Annotated in this window: 13 protein-coding genes and 2 pseudogenes; 9 read left to right on the top strand and 6 right to left on the bottom strand. The window is 51.0% G+C overall.

Features of this window, described 5'->3' with window-relative positions; genetic code table 11:
* Nucleotides 1-110: 110 nt before the first annotated feature.
* Complete coding sequence (gene rho / locus NGM62_RS06760) at nt 111-1,616, top strand: transcription termination factor Rho (RefSeq protein WP_262246742.1); 1,506 nt, start codon at nt 111-113, stop codon at nt 1,614-1,616.
* A gap of 45 nt (nt 1,617-1,661) precedes the next feature.
* Complete coding sequence (gene pssA / locus NGM62_RS06755; protein ID WP_262246741.1) at nt 1,662-2,339, top strand: CDP-diacylglycerol--serine O-phosphatidyltransferase; 678 nt, start codon at nt 1,662-1,664, stop codon at nt 2,337-2,339.
* A 33-nt stretch (nt 2,340-2,372) separates the two neighbouring features.
* Here the strand turns inward: pssA and NGM62_RS06750 are convergent, their stop codons facing one another.
* Nucleotides 2,373-2,735 carry an Hpt domain-containing protein gene (locus NGM62_RS06750; protein ID WP_262246740.1) on the bottom strand — a complete coding sequence of 121 codons (363 nt, stop codon included), beginning with the start codon at nt 2,733-2,735 and terminating at the stop codon, nt 2,373-2,375.
* Nucleotides 2,716-3,234, bottom strand: coding sequence for a 2-amino-4-hydroxy-6-hydroxymethyldihydropteridine diphosphokinase (gene folK, locus NGM62_RS06745; RefSeq protein ID WP_262246739.1), 519 nt, complete (start codon nt 3,232-3,234; stop codon nt 2,716-2,718). Before folK ends, NGM62_RS06750 begins: the two co-directional genes overlap by 20 nt.
* 178 nt (nt 3,235-3,412) lie before the next feature.
* Between folK and sppA the strand changes: the two genes are divergently transcribed.
* From sppA to NGM62_RS06730, 3 genes are read left to right on the top strand one after another with little or no spacing between them, the layout of a single operon-like run.
* Entirely contained in the window at nt 3,413-5,185 is a 1,773-nt protein-coding gene (sppA, locus tag NGM62_RS06740) for a signal peptide peptidase SppA (protein ID WP_262246738.1), read from the top strand.
* A gap of 5 nt (nt 5,186-5,190) precedes the next feature.
* Nucleotides 5,191-6,054, top strand: coding sequence for a hydroxymethylglutaryl-CoA lyase (locus NGM62_RS06735; protein WP_262246737.1), 864 nt, complete (start codon nt 5,191-5,193; stop codon nt 6,052-6,054).
* A gap of 52 nt (nt 6,055-6,106) precedes the next feature.
* Entirely contained in the window at nt 6,107-7,297 is a 1,191-nt protein-coding gene (locus tag NGM62_RS06730; RefSeq protein ID WP_262246736.1) for a phosphoglycerate kinase, read from the top strand.
* A 262-nt stretch (nt 7,298-7,559) separates the two neighbouring features.
* On the opposite strand, the gene NGM62_RS06725 is transcribed toward NGM62_RS06730, so the two are convergent.
* Nucleotides 7,560-8,498 carry an Rpn family recombination-promoting nuclease/putative transposase gene (locus tag NGM62_RS06725; RefSeq protein WP_262246735.1) on the bottom strand — a complete coding sequence of 313 codons (939 nt, stop codon included), beginning with the start codon at nt 8,496-8,498 and terminating at the stop codon, nt 7,560-7,562.
* Between the two features lie 413 nt (nt 8,499-8,911).
* Here NGM62_RS06725 and NGM62_RS06720 point away from each other — a divergent pair.
* Nucleotides 8,912-9,460, top strand: a pseudogene (locus NGM62_RS06720) (ThiF family adenylyltransferase); the annotation flags it as partial.
* On the opposite strand, the gene NGM62_RS06715 reads toward NGM62_RS06720, so the two are convergent.
* Together NGM62_RS06715 and NGM62_RS06710 are read right to left on the bottom strand one after the other, a co-directional pair.
* Nucleotides 9,384-12,170 carry a TolB family protein gene (locus tag NGM62_RS06715; RefSeq protein WP_262246734.1) on the bottom strand — a complete coding sequence of 929 codons (2,787 nt, stop codon included), beginning with the start codon at nt 12,168-12,170 and terminating at the stop codon, nt 9,384-9,386. The pseudogene NGM62_RS06720 and the gene NGM62_RS06715 sit on opposite strands and share 77 nt — an antisense overlap.
* Nucleotides 12,171-12,428: 258 nt before the next feature.
* A complete protein-coding gene (locus NGM62_RS06710) occupies nt 12,429-12,617 on the bottom strand; it encodes a hypothetical protein (protein WP_262246733.1) in 189 nt (62 codons plus the stop codon).
* Nucleotides 12,618-12,836: 219 nt separating this feature from the next.
* Here NGM62_RS06710 and mgtE point away from each other — a divergent pair, with 219 nt between their 5' ends.
* The 3 genes from mgtE (at nt 12,837) to NGM62_RS06695 (ending at nt 16,340) form a co-directional block, all read left to right on the top strand.
* Entirely contained in the window at nt 12,837-14,213 is a 1,377-nt protein-coding gene (gene mgtE, locus NGM62_RS06705; RefSeq protein ID WP_262246732.1) for a magnesium transporter, read from the top strand.
* Between the two features lie 205 nt (nt 14,214-14,418).
* Nucleotides 14,419-15,711 (top strand): NAD(P)/FAD-dependent oxidoreductase, encoded by a 1,293-nt coding sequence (locus tag NGM62_RS06700; RefSeq protein WP_262246731.1) that lies wholly within the window; start codon nt 14,419-14,421, stop codon nt 15,709-15,711.
* 80 nt (nt 15,712-15,791) lie between these two features.
* The gene (locus NGM62_RS06695) at nt 15,792-16,340 is read left to right on the top strand and encodes a hypothetical protein (RefSeq protein WP_262246730.1); all 549 of its coding nucleotides are present in this window, start codon (nt 15,792-15,794) and stop codon (nt 16,338-16,340) included.
* A 139-nt stretch (nt 16,341-16,479) separates the two neighbouring features.
* On the opposite strand, the pseudogene NGM62_RS06690 reads toward NGM62_RS06695, so the two are convergent.
* Nucleotides 16,480-16,788 (bottom strand): annotated as a pseudogene (locus NGM62_RS06690) (PIN domain-containing protein); the annotation flags it as partial.
* Nucleotides 16,789-16,961: the final 173 nt, after the last annotated feature.

Raw genomic sequence — 16,961 nt, 5'->3', positions numbered from 1 at the left:
AAGATTAAATGCTGAATCACTACTGTTTGAAAATAGACGGCTGAATGAGGTGGATAAATTTCGTTGTTGTAACAGCAAAATCCATATATATATTTATATTTTTTAGTTGAATGAATATTAATGAACTGAATGCGAAGCTCGTGTCCGAGTTGCGCGAAATAGCAAAGTTGATCGGTATCCCTGACGTGGAGAAGCTTCGGAAGCATGAGTTGGTGACCAAGATTGTTGAGACCGGAGAGGAGGAAGCCAAGAATGCTGAATCAGAAGCGAGCGCGGTTCCTGATGCTGCAGAAGCAAATGCAGCGGGGGGTGAGCGGCCGCGGAAGCGGACACGTACCGTAAAAGCGGTTGAGCCGGTCAGTGTGCGTAACACGCGCGATGACTTTGCTGCCGATACGCGGGATGCAATCGCCGCCTCGCCAGAAAACCGGCCGGAGCCGGCCGCTACGCCGAAAGCTGCCAATGGCAGCAAGATGGAAGGCGCCACCGCCAGCCTCGACTTCGATAATGTCATCGTGAACGAAGGGGTTCTTGAAATTATGCCCGACGGGTATGGCTTCCTTCGCTCGTCCGATTACAACTACCTTACTTCGCCGGATGATATTTACGTCTCTCAATCGCAGATCAAGCTTTTCGGGCTCAAAACGGGCGATACCGTACGCGGAAGCATCCGGCCACCAAAAGAAGGTGAAAAATATTTCCCACTGGTGCGCGTAGAGGCCATCAACGGCCAGAACCCGGCGGAAGTACGCGATCGGGTGCCATTTGATTTCCTGACACCGCTCTTCCCAACCGAACGGTTGAACCTTTTCACCGGACCGGGCAATTATTCCACACGTATCATGGACCTCTTTACGCCTATCGGAAAGGGCCAGCGCGGACTGATTGTGGCACAACCCAAAACGGGTAAGACCATGCTGCTGAAGGATGTGGCCAATGCCATCGCGAAAAATCACCCGGAAGTGTACCTGATTATCCTGCTGATCGACGAACGGCCGGAAGAAGTGACCGATATGGCACGCAGCGTGCGTGCTGAAGTGGTGTCGTCTACCTTTGATGAGCCTGCCGACAGGCACGTGAAAATAGCGAACATCGTATTGGAAAAAGCCAAGCGCATGGTAGAATGCGGGCATGATGTGGTAATCCTGCTAGACTCAATCACGCGGTTGGCGCGGGCATACAATACCGTGGCACCTGCGTCGGGCAAGATCCTTTCCGGTGGTGTGGATGCCAACGCGCTGCATAAACCGAAGCGCTTTTTCGGTGCCGCACGTAATATTGAACATGGCGGGTCGCTGACAATACTCGCCACAGCGCTGATCGATACGGGTTCGAAGATGGATGAGGTGATCTTTGAAGAATTTAAGGGAACCGGTAACATGGAGCTGCAGCTTGACCGTAAGCTCTCCAACAAACGGATCTTCCCGTCGATCGACCTGATAGCATCGAGCACGCGTAGGGACGACCTGCTGAACGACAGGGAGACCCTGCAACGGATATGGGTGCTGCGTAACCACCTGGCCGATATGACTTCGATGGAAGCCATGGAGTTCTTACTGGGCCAAATGCGTGGAACCAAGTCTAACGAAGAGTTCCTCATCAGCATGAACGGTTAATCATTGATAATGGCTGTAGCACCACAGTTGCTACAGCCATGTTTTATGAAAAAACATATACCCAATTTCATCACTTGCCTGAACCTGTTCAGTGGTTGCGTTGGTGTAACCTTTGCGTTCGCCGGCTGGCTAGACATGGCGGCCTATTGCGTACTCGCATCCGGTATTTTCGATTTCTTTGATGGTATGGCGGCGCGGGCGTTGCGCGTGAAATCGCCTATAGGTAAGGAGCTGGATTCGTTGGCAGATGTGGTGAGTTTCGGCCTGCTGCCGGGGGCGGTGCTTTTCAGCATGCTCAGTACGGCATTGCCAGACAATGTTTATGTGCCTTACCTGGGCTTTTTAGTCACTATTTTTTCGGCGCTCCGGTTGGCGAAATTCAATATCGACGATCGGCAGTCTACCGATTTCATTGGTCTCAATACGCCGATGAATGCATTTTATGTGGTTTCGCTGCCGTTCGTTGCCGCGACTTATGGGTCTATCGTGTACCATCCGGCCTTCCTTGTGGCCAGTATCGCGGTTACGTCCTTGTTGCTCGTTAGCAATGTCCGCCTTTTTTCACTGAAACTGAGCTCGCTGTCGTGGCGCGAGAATGGATGGAAGTTTATATTCCTGCTGCTTAGCGCAGCAGCTGTTGTGATGCTAAAGTTTGCGGCCGCCCCATTCGTGTTGCTGCTTTATTTTTTGTTTTCGTTTATTCACTTCCGGCAATCCCGATAAACGCGGCCATCTTTACACGGGGCCAATCGTTCGCTAATCAAGCGTTCTCAAGTATGCGTCCAGCTCGCCGTAAAGCACATCCAGCCGGGGCCGCATTGCCGCCAGCTTGTCTGGGATAGACTCGACGTTCTGGCCGTATTTCGCAGCATCCTCGATTTCCTGCAATTCCTGCCGCATGTGGTTGGCACCCACATAAGCCATGGTCGGCTTGATGTGGTGGGCCTGCTTATAGGCTTGCTCCCAATCTCCCTGCTCGATATAGGTGGAGAGGAGGTCTATATCCGCCGGGGTCTGTTTCATAAACAGCTCCAGTATTTCTCTGATGAGCTGGGTATTGCCGCTCGAAAGGTCCATCAGGTATGATAGATCTGCTTGCTCAAATTTCATGTTGTTCATACGTATCTGGGTTAAAAAGCCGCACCGTGAGTTGGTCGGGGGTCTGGTTTAATAATTCGGTGGTTGTTTTGCCCGAAATCGGGTGCACGAATAGGGGCGCAATTTCTTGCAGGGGAGCCAGCGCGAAGCGCCGGTTTGGTAAATGCGGGTGTGGCACCTGGAGGTTCACTTCGTCGATTATCCGGTCGGAATAATACAGGATATCGATGTCGATCACCCGGGATTCCCATTTGCCGGTGCGTATGCGGCCCATTTGCTTTTCGATAGCGTTGATAATATACAGTAACGCGAGCGGCTTGAGCGTTGTATCCACCGACACAACCTGGTTGAGGTAGGGGGGCTGGTCTTCATTGCCCCAGGCATCCGTTTCGTATATAGACGACGAGCGGCGCAGTGGTCCGATTTGGCCGGCTATTTCGCCGCGTGCGCGGCTTAGCTGGCTAACCCTGTCGCCCATATTTGTACCCAATAACAGGTAGGTATTCGTTGTGACCGGCATAAAAAGTGATATCGAGCGGTTCCGATGGACAAACTTAGCTAAATAGCCGAGTATATCCAAATATATGTTGCTGTAACGAACGGCTGTTTCTGTCGTCAAACACACACCATGGCAGTATATGCTATTTGTCAATACAGTGAAGTTTTTCTAAGTTTGGACACCTTATAATGTAATGAATATGAAGTCGTTTTTCAAATATGTGCTGGCTACCGTGACGGGTATTGCCATTTCGTTTATCCTTCTCTTTGTGGTAGGTTTAATCATTGTCGGTGTCTTGGTCAGTTCCATGGGAGCCGATAAGGAAACGGTTGTTGCCGACAATTCGTTGCTGCTGATCGACCTGAAGCACCAGATTACGGAGCGTACGATACCCGATCCGTTCGAAGAGCTCGATCTGCCGGGATTTATCACGGTGAAAAGCTTCGGGCTGAACGATATATTGAAACGTATAGACGGGGCCAAGGACGATGACCGTATCAAAGGGATATGTCTTGACCTCTCTTCGGTATCGGCCAGCTTTGCTACCCTGCAGGAAATCCGTGATGCGCTGTTAGATTTCAAAGATTCGGGCAAATTTATCATCGCCTACAGCGAAGGCTATACGCAACGCGCCTATTACCTTGCCTCCACCGCCGATAAGGTGTATGTGAACCCCGAGGGGGCCATTGACTTCCGGGGCCTTGCCTCGCAGACGGCGTTTCTGAAAGGAACATTGGATAAGCTGGGCGTGGAAGTCCAGGTGGTGAAAGTGGGGACATTCAAAAGTGCGGTAGAGCCGTTTATACTCGATAAGATGAGCGACGCCAACCGGGAGCAGGTGAGCTCTTTCCTGGGGAGTATATACAACCATTTCATCGGCCAAATAGGGGCAAGCCGTGGTATCGCCCCCGACTCACTGATGGCGATTGCCGACGGCTATCTGGCCCGTACCGCAGACGATGCCGTGAAATACGGACTTGCGGATGGTAAGCGGTATAAAGACGAATTTCTGGCCGAGTTGAAAGACTCGCTCGACATAAGCCAGGATAAGGATATCAATGTCGTGTCTATTTTGAAATATAAGCCAACAACGAAATCGGTGAGTGCTTCTGTCCGCGACCGGGTGGCGGTTGTGTATGCGGTGGGCGAAATCGTGTCGGGCGAAGGCGGCGACGATATGATCGGCTCGGAGCGTATTTCGCGCGAGCTGCGTAAGGTACGCCGTGATGACAAGGTGAAGGCCGTGGTATTCCGCGTTAATTCACCGGGTGGCAGCGCCTTGGCTTCCGATGTGATCTGGCGGGAGGTGGAGCTGCTGAGCCAGGAAAAGCCGATCATCGTTTCCATGGGCGACGTGGCGGCTTCGGGAGGCTATTATATCTCGGCAGCTGCCGATTCGATTTTTGCCGAACCGAATACGATCACCGGATCTATCGGTGTGTTTGGCCTCATTCCGAACATGCAGAAATTATACAACGATAAACTGGGGATTACCTTTGACGAGGTTAAAACAGGCAAGTATGCCGATTTCCTAGCGAATGTCGACCGCCCGCTTACGGCTGATGAAACGCAAATCCTCCAGATGCAGGTCAACCAGATTTACGACACTTTTTTACAGCGGGTAGCCGATGGCCGCAGCCTGTCCAAGGCCCAGGTTGATAGCATAGGGCAAGGGCGCGTATGGAGCGGGCAGCAGGCGGTGGAGTATGGGTTGGTAGACCGCTTGGGGAGTATAGATGATGCCATTGCCGCGGCCGCGGGCAAAGCCGGCCTGGAAAACTACAGGGTGGTGAGCTACCCGGCTATCAAAAGCCCGTTTGAGTCGTTGCTGGGCGGGTCTGCTGACCGGATCAGCACGTGGTTCAGCAAACGCGAGCTGGGCGAGCATTATCGCTATTACGAACAAGCAAAAGCCGCGCTGCGCCTCCGCGGTGTGCAGGCACGGCTGCCATTCACGATGGAGATTTATTAAGAGGTATGGCCAGCGGTGTGGAAAGGGTTTGGATTACCGAATGTCCCCGCGATGCCATGCAGGGTATACACCGTTTTATCCCTACGGCTACCAAGGCTGCCTACATCAGGCTACTCCTGGATGTCGGTTTCGACCGGGTAGACTTCGGTAGTTTCGTTTCGCCCGGGGCCATCCCGCAGATGCGGGATACGGCTGAGGTGTTGGGCCATCTGGAGGGCGGTGCGGGTATGTCCAAACTACTCGCAATTGTAGCCAACGTCCGTGGTGCGGAAGAGGCGATGCGGCACGGAAGGGTGTCTATCGTGGGCTTCCCTTTTTCGGTGTCGGAGACATTCCAGCAGCGCAATGCCCATAGCAGCATTACCCAGGCTCTCGATATAGTGAAACAAATCGGCACACTATGCCGCGAGAATAACCGTACGCCGCTCGTTTACTTGTCCATGGGTTTCGGCAATCCGTATGGCGACCCGTGGAGCCCGGCCATCGTGGCCGACTACACCGAAAAGCTGGTGGCGATGGGAGTCCGGCATTTCGCTTTGGCCGACACCGTGGGGAGCTCCACGCCGGAAGGCATTGCTTCGCTCTATCCCTACCTACAAGATACGTTCCCCGAAATCGAGCTTGGCCTCCACCTGCATAGCACGCCCGGTGCCAGCCGTGAAAAACTGGTTGCGGCACTCGATGCCGGGTGTGTCCGGTTTGATACCGCCCTGCGCGGCTTCGGCGGATGCCCCATGGCGGAGGACAGGCTGACTGGCAATATCGCAACCGAAACACTCCTGGAGGTGCTGGACGAGCGCGGTATCGACGCCGGGCTGAACCGCACCGCTTGGGCGGAAGCACAACGGTACAGCTACGAAGTATTTTGATTTTCCAATACTTATAGTAGCTTTGTTTCCCTCAAATCATTAAAAAAATTGTATGAAAACCATAGACGATTTAGATTTTTCCGGAAAAAAAGCATTGATACGGGTGGATTTCAATGTCCCCTTGGATGAACATTACGCCATTACCGACGACAACCGCATCCGTGGTGCGGCGCCTACCATCAAAAAGATACTGAACGATGGCGGTGCGGTGATCTTGATGTCGCACCTGGGAAGGCCCAAGGCAGGGCCAGAAGAGAAGTTCTCTTTGAAGCATATTGTTGGCCATCTTTCGGATGTGCTGGGGGTAGATGTGCAGTTTGCCGATGATTGCATCGGCGCAGATGCATACGCCAAGGCGGCGGCGTTGAAGGCCGGTGAGGTACTGCTCCTGGAAAACCTCCGCTTTTACAAGGAAGAGGAAAAGGGCGATGCCGATTTTGCGGAAAAGCTGGCGAAGCTCGGCGATGTGTATGTCAATGATGCCTTCGGTACGGCCCACCGTGCGCACGCCTCAACCGCGGTGATTGCGCAGTTCTTCCCCAACAGGAAATACTTCGGATACCTCATGGCAGCCGAAATCGGCAACGCCGAGCGGGTGTTGCATAACCCGCAGCGTCCGTTTACCGCCATCATGGGTGGCGCTAAGGTATCCGATAAACTCGAGTTGATCGAAGCATTGCTCGATAAAGTGGACAATCTGATCATCGGCGGTGGGATGGCCTACACGTTTGTGAAAGCCCGTGGCGGCGAGATCGGCCAGTCGCTGGTTGAGCTGGACAAATTGGACCTGGCAAACAGCTTGGTGAAGAAAGCAGCGAAAAAGGGTGTAAACCTGGTGCTGCCCACCGATTGCCAGATTGCCGACAGGTTCGCACCGGACTCGCCGGCGTACGACGGTCCGAACGACCAGATACCGGCCGACAAGATGGGGCTCGACATCGGTAAGGAATCGGGTGAGCATTTCGCCCAGGTGATACTGGCTTCCAATACAATCCTGTGGAACGGCCCTATGGGGGTGTTCGAGATGGATAAGTTTGCCAAGGGCACGCGGGCGGTGGCCGATGCGGTGGTGTCTGCAACCGAGCGGGGCGCATTTTCGCTGATCGGCGGGGGCGACTCGGCGGCGGCGGTAAGCAAATTCGGGATGACCGAGCATGTGAGCTATGTAAGCACCGGCGGCGGGGCTTTGCTGGAATACATGGAGGGCAAGGAGCTGCCCGGCGTGAAGGCCATCAATGAATAGAAAACAAAGCGGCTCCGGCCGCTTTTTAATTGGTGCCAGCTTAGCATTCCAATCCCAAGGCCAGCTACGAGTAGGATGATATAGACGGTCCAATTGGCCACGCATCCGGTCCGCTGCTACCGTCCCATCCGGATGGATGACCACATGGCCTTCCGCGATAAATCCGATATCCGCTCTGGAGAGTCGTCGTATACATTGCTGAAATAAAAAGAGCCACGCCCCTAAAGGCATGGCCTAATATTTTTCCCGATAGGGCTTGTGACTATTTCTTCTTATCTAAGTCTTCGCGGACTTTCTTGACGAAATCAGTGGATACCACGGCTAAAGATGCAATTTTAGCTTCGGTAAAAGTCGTGCTCTGGATTAAATTCCGGACAAACTCATACGTTTTCTGCTCTTCTCCTTTTGCAATCCCTTGTTCAATCCCTTGCCTAAGCCCTTTTCGAATCAATAAATCATACGTACTCATGACTCTATTTTTTATCGTTAACGGTAATTCTTTTACAAACTCCTCTATCTGTTCTTCGGTGTAGTCTACCCTGCGCAGACAGTAAACCAGAAGTGCGGTATGTTGGTCGTCATTTCCCTCCGTCAATCCGGCAACCAATATTTCGTGGAACTTCTCCTTCAGCTTACGCTTATCAAACGTATACTTTAACGTAAGCAAAGCGGATACCAAAAACTGGTTGCCTATTGCTTGAATGGCGGCCTCTGAGGTATCCCGTAAGTTGTGGTAAACATAGTCAAAATTCGGGATGAATCCAAGCAGATCGTCGCCCGCTTCGTCGAACAGCCTATCCAGCGTCCAGTATTCCCATTTCTGCCTGCCGTGGTAAAACAGGATTGGGATAATAGGCGTGAGATCCTTCTGCCCCTGACTGATCTGCAGCTGGTAGCCTGAGAAGATATAACCGCCCACCTGCACAGGGGTGTATTTGTCCGATCTGCTCTTGTGTTCGACCAACAGGCATATGGACACACTACCCTTGCCGTCGCGACGGCGGCACCGGTAAACAACGTCGGACATTGTCTTCTCCAGTCCTCCCGATACGTAACTGTCCGGCACCCGTTCGAGCGTTGTAAGGTCCAATAATTGGATGATGTGGTCAGGCAATGCCGACTTGAAATAGTCCAGTGCCATTTGGCTGTCGGCCAGTACTGCGCGGAAGAAACTGTCATGCGGAGAGGAAATATCGGCCATAATTCATCGGGTTATCAAAGGCAGTGATTACTTGAATCAATGATGCGAATATAATAAATGATAAATTAATTAGCAAAACATGTTGCAGAAAAACCTTTATGACCTATGACGCAATCATTGCGCATATCGGCCGAAAAAGAAAATCCCCAAAATTTCAAAGTGCACTGAAAGCCTCGGTTGAAGCTGGCTGGCTTACGGTCCTCCGTGGCCGTCGGCTTCCGATTAGCATGGATAAGAACAGGACGGGAAGATGCGCATAGAATTAAACTTGGCTATACTTTGTAAATTGGTAGTTTTCCCTTAACTTTATCATCATTCCAACGGCTTGGCCTTAAGTAAGCCTAATAACTACTTAAAACGCTTGAAAACATGACCATTATCGATGGAGATCACGTAGAACGTCCAATTTAAATAGACAGAATTATACAGAAAGCGATATCGCTACAGAGAAAGTATCTGCTATTCAATCGCGCTTATCAGCGATAAATAACGATGCCATCATCAATGTGCATGATTGCTTTATAACGGAAGAGAATTTGGAAGGGTTGGTTGCTGACCACAAGGTAGCTATCAATGCGTTGGACTTCACTTCAGCCATACCATTGCAGTTTGACCATGTTTGCAAAGCCCACAAGATTCCGGTGTTGCATCCGTATAATTTAGGGTGGGCCGGGCTGGCCATCGTGATTGATCCACATGGTATGCCATTGACGAGTATCGAAAATGCTGACGAAAAGTTCAATGAACTTACGGTTGTGGAGTACGTTTCTAAACAAATGAAACGTTGCGGCACGCCACAGGATTGGTTAGACGGAATCATTGAGAAGTATCTTCGAGAAGAAGAGCAATTATCACCTCCCCAACTGTCCATCGGACGCTATTTCCTCAATATCGATACCCGATGCTATACGTCGCAAACACCCGCTGCGGAGCAGTCGCCTCGTTGGCATAGACCATTTTGATACCGATGTCGAAGTCGGGCAGGTAGAACCGCAGCAGGTTCATGTCGGCCCTCAACTCAAGTCCGAACGTGCGGGGCTGGAACGGGGTACCCGTGCGTACATTCTGGAAATCGGCAAACGCCCCACCTTTAAAACGCTTGATATAAGCCAAGGGGCCGATGGCCCAATCGGGATAAGCGATAGGGAACCGGTAGTTGAACAACAGCGTATTGTTTACCGGCACGGGTAACAGCCGGTCGTAACCGCTCACCAACGGGATATCGTTATGCAGGAGGTAGGTGCCGCTGGCACGCTGGTAGCTGAAGCGGGCGAATAACGAATGGTGGGGCCACAGGCCGGGGAAGTAAAAGGCGGTGCGCAGGGCGAGGTGCTCGCCCGAGAGGCTGCCATCGAACGGGAAATGGCGGTAGGTGATGCTGGCGTTCTGCCCCCACCGCGGACCCAGGTCCAACGTGCTCTGCCGCACGTTGTGGTTGAAGTAGGCTTGGTAATGCATGGGGAACCGGATGCCATCGATAAACTGCTCCCGGAATTGGGGTGCACTGAGTCCGTACCTGCTGGTGTACGAAGTCGCAGCACTTACCCCTGCGTTGAATACATGGTTGAGCCGGTAAAATACGAGGGGGATGTCCATACGGAGCGTTGCTGTATTTTCCCGCCAGCGGAAGCTGATGGTGTCTTGCCCGGCATCGGAAGTTACCCTCGCAACCCCGAGCTGCCCCCGATTGGTGTAGGCCAGCGAAAACTTGGGGAAGAAGCGGTTGTATGCCACCGATGCTGAGTATTGACTAGCGCGGATGTCGCTGTCGTATTGGTAGCCGACACGGATCTGGGCGGTATTCAACAAATCATCCGATAGCCAATAAATACCCGGTTTGATGTCGTTAATATTAGCGAGATTGGTGTTGTCGACCGACAAACTATGGAAGTTTACCAGATTTTTGAAGCTATTATAGGCTGTAGACGGCCATATCTTGGTTTCTGATGTGTCAGGAACCATCGAAGCGTTTTCTTGGCTTACAGGAGCTTTAAAATGGTTTATCGGCGGATTGCTGATTTTCAGGTGGCTGATTCGGTGACCGCTCACCTGGTAGTTGTTGAACCATATCCGGTTGCCCGCGGCATCTATCGAGGGGTTAAAAGCACCGAATTGGGCGCTGGTGAGTTGTTGGATCTGGTGCTGTTGCGTTAGCGCATAGAGGTTGTCGATGCCGTTGAAATGGGCTTTGAAGACAATACGGTTACCTGCATAAACAGGGCGCTCAATTTGCTGCAATTGCCAGTCGAGCAGGTAGCTGTAGGAGGCCGTGGGGATATCCAGCTCGATGATCGCTGCCCCTTTTTCGGAGATACCGGTGGCTACGATCTTGGTGCCGGTAGGGTCGAATGCTGGCGTTTGGAGCAGTATATTTTGCGGTGTGGGAAAGTGGGCGATGGGTTTTCCGGTGCCGATATCGAGTATCACCAGGCTTACTTGGTTACTCTCATCGATAGCCACTGCCGCCACCTGTGTGCCGTCGGGATTGAGGGTGGGAGAGAAGTACCTGCTCCGCCGTGTGAGCTGGCGGTACGACTTTTTCTGGAGGTCATACACGTTGATGATACTGTAGGTACGCTTGCCGTAACGGCTGTCCCGGCGTATCTCGTCCCACACGATTTTACCTGCCGCGTAGGAGAAGTTGGGCTCGGTCTGGCGGCCGGTTTTGACCACGTCGGCCTGCTCGCCGGAGGAGTCGATGGAGACGATGGTCGGCACTTTATGTGCGCCTTGATAGAGGGCAATGATGTGTCCGTTTGGGAGGGCTTGCGGTAGCAACCAGTTCGCCGGTTTCCCGTCGGTTTGCTGCGGTAGGACAGGGTAGTTTACGGGGGCATTTTCCCTCAGCTGTGCTTGCCATTTTTGGCGGAGGATTCCGGTTACTTCACCATGCCATTTGCGTGTACCATAGCCGATGTATTTCCGGAGGGAATTGGTGAAATTATAAGGGCGGATCGGCAGCTTGGCCATGCGTGTCATGAGGCTGTCGACGATGCTTTCTCCGAAGCGCTCTTGCAGGGTGGAGTTCATGAAATAACCGAGCTCATAAAACCCGGGAGTGACGTCCTTCAGCGACCCTAAATAATCCTTTTGGTAACTGTATTTTTTATCACTTAGCAGGTTCGCACGGAAGGGCATTTCCCAGGAGGGTAGCCGGCCGCGTCCGGCATTGGAAAGTTCGGTTTCGGCAACCACGGCATCGCCCTCGAAAAACCACGAAGGCAACGTGACCCCGAAAATAGCGAGCGCCAATTGTTCGAAAAAAGGAGCCCTCAAGTATCCTGTCAATTTGTCAAACTGCACCACATGGCGGAGCTCGTGGATGGCTAGGTTGTCTAGCCAGTTTTGGAAATTGCCTTGCTGGGGAGGGGTAGTGTAGAACTCCGAGCGGCGCGGTGCCAGTTGCACATTTCCGTTGGATTCGACGGTTTGGTTTTGGAGAATGATCGAAATTTTTCTCGGTTTTTTTCCGAGGGTTTCACTGACGCGCTCCCGGTGCACCAAAAGTTTGCTGGCAAGTTGCTGCGCCTCATCTTCAAATTCCGATGGGTAAATCAGTTGGAAATGGGGTGTCTGTATCTGCCGCCATTTTACACTTGCCGGGTACTGGTCATTGTCGAAAATCTGTGAAAGAACGGGATGTGAATAAATACATGATAATAATAATATCAAACAATTGATTTTTAATGGATAATATGCTAAAAAATGAGCTCTCATGTAGGAATACTAATATATTTGGCAATACGACGAACTTTTTGATGTTATTTTATAAATTTAATATTTATATAAATGTATTTTATTTTTGATTATCAATATGTAATATAATTATTGTAAATTTGATTTATCCGAATTTAAGGTGATTTAAAATAGCCAAAAATGATTTTGTTAGCCGAATTTTCTATTGTGTGATTGATCCGTGAATTATGCTTGCTAAAGTACACTATCTTTTCCAGTTTGGGTACAACTATTTTTTCGTTTCGATATGGGTTGTTCGTAATCTGCGGGCATCCCCCATCCGGCATCGCGTGGTGTGGTGGGGCTCGCCTCGGGCTCGTCTCGGGTTCGGTCGATGCAGTACGGGATACGGTGGCCGGCACGTGGTGGAGTGCCGTTACTCATGTGTAAGCAATCGCCAACCATAAGGGACGATTTCTGCAATTGCTGTTTTTTCCGGTATGACATTATGGCTGTTCCTGTGGCTCAGTTAACAGTTTTTTCAAGTTGTTTTCAGCTTGTTTTTTAATGTCCACTTGTTCGTTGTTGTCATTAAAAAAACCGACTTTTGCATGCAAAATCTCTCACCGATGTAGGATACTGTTTTTAAAATTAGGAGGGCTCATGGACGAATTGGATACACTGGTTGAACAAGCTGAACTGCTGTTGGCGGAAGGTAATGAAGAGCAACTCAAGGCGTATCTCGATGACCTGAATATATCGGATGTGGAAGCCCTGATTGATGAGTTGCCCGAGTACGGTCCGAAGTTCATCGAAACGCTCAGCATTAACCGCGCTGTCCACGTGTTTGGCATCCTTGATTTCCCTACCCAGGAGCGGATTTTCACGAAGCTTTCCGCACCGAAAATCACGGAGCTCATCAACGAAATGCCACCGGACGACCGGACCTCTTTTTTCAGCGATCTGAAAGGGGATGTGGTGAAGAAATTAATCATCCTTTTGCCCCCTTCCGAACGCAAGGAAGCGCTGGCTTTATTGGGGTATCCGGAAGACAGTGTGGGCCGGCTGATGACGCCGGATTACATCACGGTAAAACAGCATTGGCCCATCACACGGGTGCTTGAACATATCCGCAAATACGGGAAGGCATCGGAGACGATAGATGTACTTTACGTGATCGATAAAAACGGGGAACTGCTGGACGATATCCGGATAAGGAACATCCTGCTGGCCGATCCCGAAACAAGGGTTCGGGACCTCATGGACAGCCGGCTGGTGGCCCTCAATGCCAACGACCCACAGGAGGAAGCTATCAACGTATTCCGGATGAATAACCGGGTAGCGCTGCCGGTGGTGGATGCACAGGGAATCATGCTGGGCATCGTCACCGTAGACGACATCCTCTGGGTGGCCAACGAGGAATATACCGAGGATATGCAGCGCATCGGCGGTACGGAAGCATTGGACGAACCTTACCTCGATGTATCCATCCCCCATTTGGTGAAGAAGCGTGCCGGATGGCTTATCGTGCTTTTTTTGGGGCAGCTGCTCACCGCTACGGTGCTTGAGCATTACGAAAGCCAGCTGGCCAGTGCTGTCCTTATTTTGTTTATGCCCGTGATCCTTTCAAGTGGAGGCAACAGCGGATCGCAGGCATCGACCCTGATTATCCAAGCGATGGCGCTTGGTGAGGTGACGCTCGCCGACTGGTGGCGTGTCATGCGGCGCGAGATATTATCGGGGTTATTGCTGGGACTGATATTGGGGGGCCTGGGTTTTTTACGTGTATGCACGTGGCAGGCGTTTGCACATGCCTATGGCGAATATTGGCTTTTGGTGGCTGCGGTCGTAAGCCTTTCGCTCGTGGGGGTTGTTTTATGGGGATCACTGGTTGGCTCCATGTTGCCTTTCGTACTGCGCTGGCTTGGTGCCGACCCGGCTTCCTCCTCTGCGCCGTTCGTATCCACGTTGGTGGATGTGACCGGCCTGATTATCTATTTCACTGTGGCCACGGCGGTCCTCGCTGGTGTCATGTTTTGAGGCTAAGGCCATGGGATAGCTATGGGGCGCGGAATGCGGCAAATCTTTGGCCGCAATCGAAACAATTTGTCAAAGATGGCGTTAAGAAGGTATCAATAGAACATTAAACACATAACCGTTTGAACGTAGTACCCGTAGTTTTCTCAATGTAGGCACGGTCTAGGAGGGGAGATGATCGGAAACCGTTTATTATTAATATTGCAATATGGAAGAAGAAAAGAAAATCGTGGTCATTGGCGGCGGCTTTGCCGGTGTCAACTTCGCTAAACACATGGCGAATGCCCCCGGGTTCCATGTCACGCTCGTTGATAAAAATAATTATAATTTTTTCCCGCCGCTACTCTACCAGGTGAGCACCGGCTTTCTGGATGTTTCCAACATCAGCTACCCGTTCCGTAAGCTTTTTTACCATAGAGAGAATATCCACTTCCGGCTGGGTGAATTGCTGAAGGTGGATCCCGAATTAAAAAAGGTACAGCTTTCAACGGGCGAGATGGACTACGATGTCCTCGTTCTTGCTACCGGGACCGAGAGTAATTACTTTGGGATCGAAAATATCATGAAGGTTGCCATACCGATGAAAACGGTAGATGATGCGATCAATATGCGGAATACGATTCTGTTGAAGATGGAGCGTGCAACATTGGCAACGGATGAGAAGGAGCTGAAAAGCCTTACCACGATTGTGATTACCGGGGGTGGACCATCGGGTGTGGAAGTGTCGGGCATGCTCGCCGAAATGCGGACAAACATATTCAAAAAAGACTATCCGGAGTTGGCAAACCAGAAATTGGAAATCTATTTGGTGGATGGTGCGCCGGCGCTGCTTGGCCCGATGAGCAAGCAGGCCCAGGAGTATACACTGCGAAAGCTTACTGAAATGGGTGTCATCGTTAAGCTCAATAAGATGGTGAAAGATTATGTTGACGGTGAGGTTGTTTTTGCCGACGGCGAGCGCATTGCAACTCAGCTGTTGATCTGGACGGCAGGTGTTACTTCAAAGGTGTTTGAAGGTATACCGAAAGAAAGCTATGGCCGGGGCCGGCGGTTATTGGTCGACGAATATGGCGAGGTAGAGGGGTTGAAAAATGTATATGCCATCGGCGACACGTGCCTGCAGACCACCGACAGTAACTTTCCAGACGGGCACCCCCAGTTGGCCCAGGTAGCGATACAGCAGGGTAAGAACTTAGCGGACAACCTGAAAGCGGGCTTTGAAAACCAGCCGGCCAAACCCTTTACCTATCGCGACAAGGGAAGCATGGCTATTATCGGTAGAAGCAAAGCGGTAGCAGATTTGCCCAAACCGAAGATGCACTTCGATGGTTTTTTTGCCTGGTTGATGTGGTTGTTTGTCCACCTGTTCTCCCTGATCAATTTCCGGAATAAGATAGTCACCTTTTATAATTGGACAGTGGCCTTCTTTACGAAAAATCAATCTTTGCGGATGATCATCCGGCCGGAGTCTACACAAGAGCAGGGGGAAGCCAGGCATTAGTGTGCTGCCGTTTTCGGAAAGCCCAGCCAATTCCGTGCTCCAGCCCACCTTCCCTTATCCCTCATCCGTGTGATATCCCGGTGATACCCGGGTATACCTCGGTAAGAAAGCCAAAAGACGGCACTTTGCCGGGAAGTATACGGCAAACCTACGGGAGAAAGGCACTTTCGAATAGGGAAAGGGTAGGGCATGGATCGGGCTGGGGGCATGCTGGAGACCGCTTCGGGTCGGCTTCGGAGGTAAGTTTACGCTCCATGCTGCCTTGTACTGCGCTTAGACTGGCGGCGCCAAACGGAGTCCAGTCGGAGCGCAATATAGGCCCGGTCGAAGTCCAAACCAGGTACCCAAGCCATCCCGAAGGCGATCCGGTAAGAAGATGGAGCGCGGGGCGTCCATTAACCGCTCGGGATTGGTTCGAATTTAGCGGGGTATTGGTCCGGCAGTTGTTCGCCATTGCTTCGGCATTTTTCCGAAGCGTTGCCGAAGGTTTGTCGAAGGCCAGTCGAACAATTGTCGAACAAGTCTCGAAGGATTGTCGAAGCGCTCTCGAAGGATTGTCGAACAGCAGTCGAACAAGTCTCGAACAGCAGTCGAAGAATCATGTGTTTGTACCCATGCGAAGGCCTTAGCCCGCTACGGGGTTGGTGGTATTGATGTTGTATTTTCCGTCAGCTTTTTTATGATGTTGCCTTCCGACTTGCGATGACAATATATAAACATTTTATAGGATCACAAAATTTTGTGCCGTAACACTATCGTAACCATCTATTATAAGATGTTTAGGAATTCATCTGCGGATATCACATTGATTGGAGGAAACGCATTATTGCGAACCACATTAAAATGAGCATCGTTGGTTACCAGATAGTCCGCTTGCCCATTGAGAAATGCATCGGTAAATTTATTATCGTCGAGGTCTGAATGGATAAGCTCCCAATAATAGTAATCCGCTACCGCAATTACATTCGGTGCTTCCAAAAAAGCTCCTAAAAGAATATCTGCAATAAACGGATTCGCTTTCTGGGATAATATCTCTTCGTATTCAAGAAAAATAGGTGTTGTAATCAATAGATTAAACCGACGATTGTTAAAAGCCTAGATGATTTTATGGTAAGGAGACCGTTTCGGTAGGGATATCAAAAGAACATTCGTGTCGAGAACAACCTTCATTCATTCTTTTTTTGATAAGGTGTCCGCATGTGTTCCGAGACTGTAAAACAAACTGTGTCAAGAGTTATAAATGTTAACTT

This window comes from Parapedobacter soli (genome assembly GCF_025460835.1).
In the GTDB taxonomy this organism is placed as follows: Bacteria; Bacteroidota; Bacteroidia; order Sphingobacteriales; family Sphingobacteriaceae; genus Parapedobacter; species Parapedobacter soli.
Note: the sequence above shows the minus strand (reverse complement) of the source record. Positions and strands in the feature narration are given on the sequence as shown.

Bases quoted from the DNA above. Each gene is read 5' to 3' on its own strand.
- NGM62_RS06750 (WP_262246740.1), bottom strand. From the start codon at position 2,735: ATGAACAACATGAAATTTGAGCAAGCAGATCTATCATACCTGATGGAC.
- mgtE (WP_262246732.1), top strand. From the start codon at position 12,837: ATGGACGAATTGGATACACTGGTTGAACAAGCTGAACTGCTGTTGGCG.
- rho (WP_262246742.1), top strand. From the start codon at position 111: ATGAATATTAATGAACTGAATGCGAAGCTCGTGTCCGAGTTGCGCGAA.
- NGM62_RS06730 (WP_262246736.1), top strand. From the start codon at position 6,107: ATGAAAACCATAGACGATTTAGATTTTTCCGGAAAAAAAGCATTGATA.
- NGM62_RS06710 (WP_262246733.1), bottom strand. From the start codon at position 12,617: ATGAGTAACGGCACTCCACCACGTGCCGGCCACCGTATCCCGTACTGC.
- NGM62_RS06725 (WP_262246735.1), bottom strand. From the start codon at position 8,498: ATGGCCGATATTTCCTCTCCGCATGACAGTTTCTTCCGCGCAGTACTG.
- folK (WP_262246739.1), bottom strand. From the start codon at position 3,234: ATGCCGGTCACAACGAATACCTACCTGTTATTGGGTACAAATATGGGC.
- sppA (WP_262246738.1), top strand. From the start codon at position 3,413: ATGAAGTCGTTTTTCAAATATGTGCTGGCTACCGTGACGGGTATTGCC.
- NGM62_RS06700 (WP_262246731.1), top strand. From the start codon at position 14,419: ATGGAAGAAGAAAAGAAAATCGTGGTCATTGGCGGCGGCTTTGCCGGT.
- NGM62_RS06735 (WP_262246737.1), top strand. From the start codon at position 5,191: ATGGCCAGCGGTGTGGAAAGGGTTTGGATTACCGAATGTCCCCGCGAT.
- pssA (WP_262246741.1), top strand. From the start codon at position 1,662: ATGAAAAAACATATACCCAATTTCATCACTTGCCTGAACCTGTTCAGT.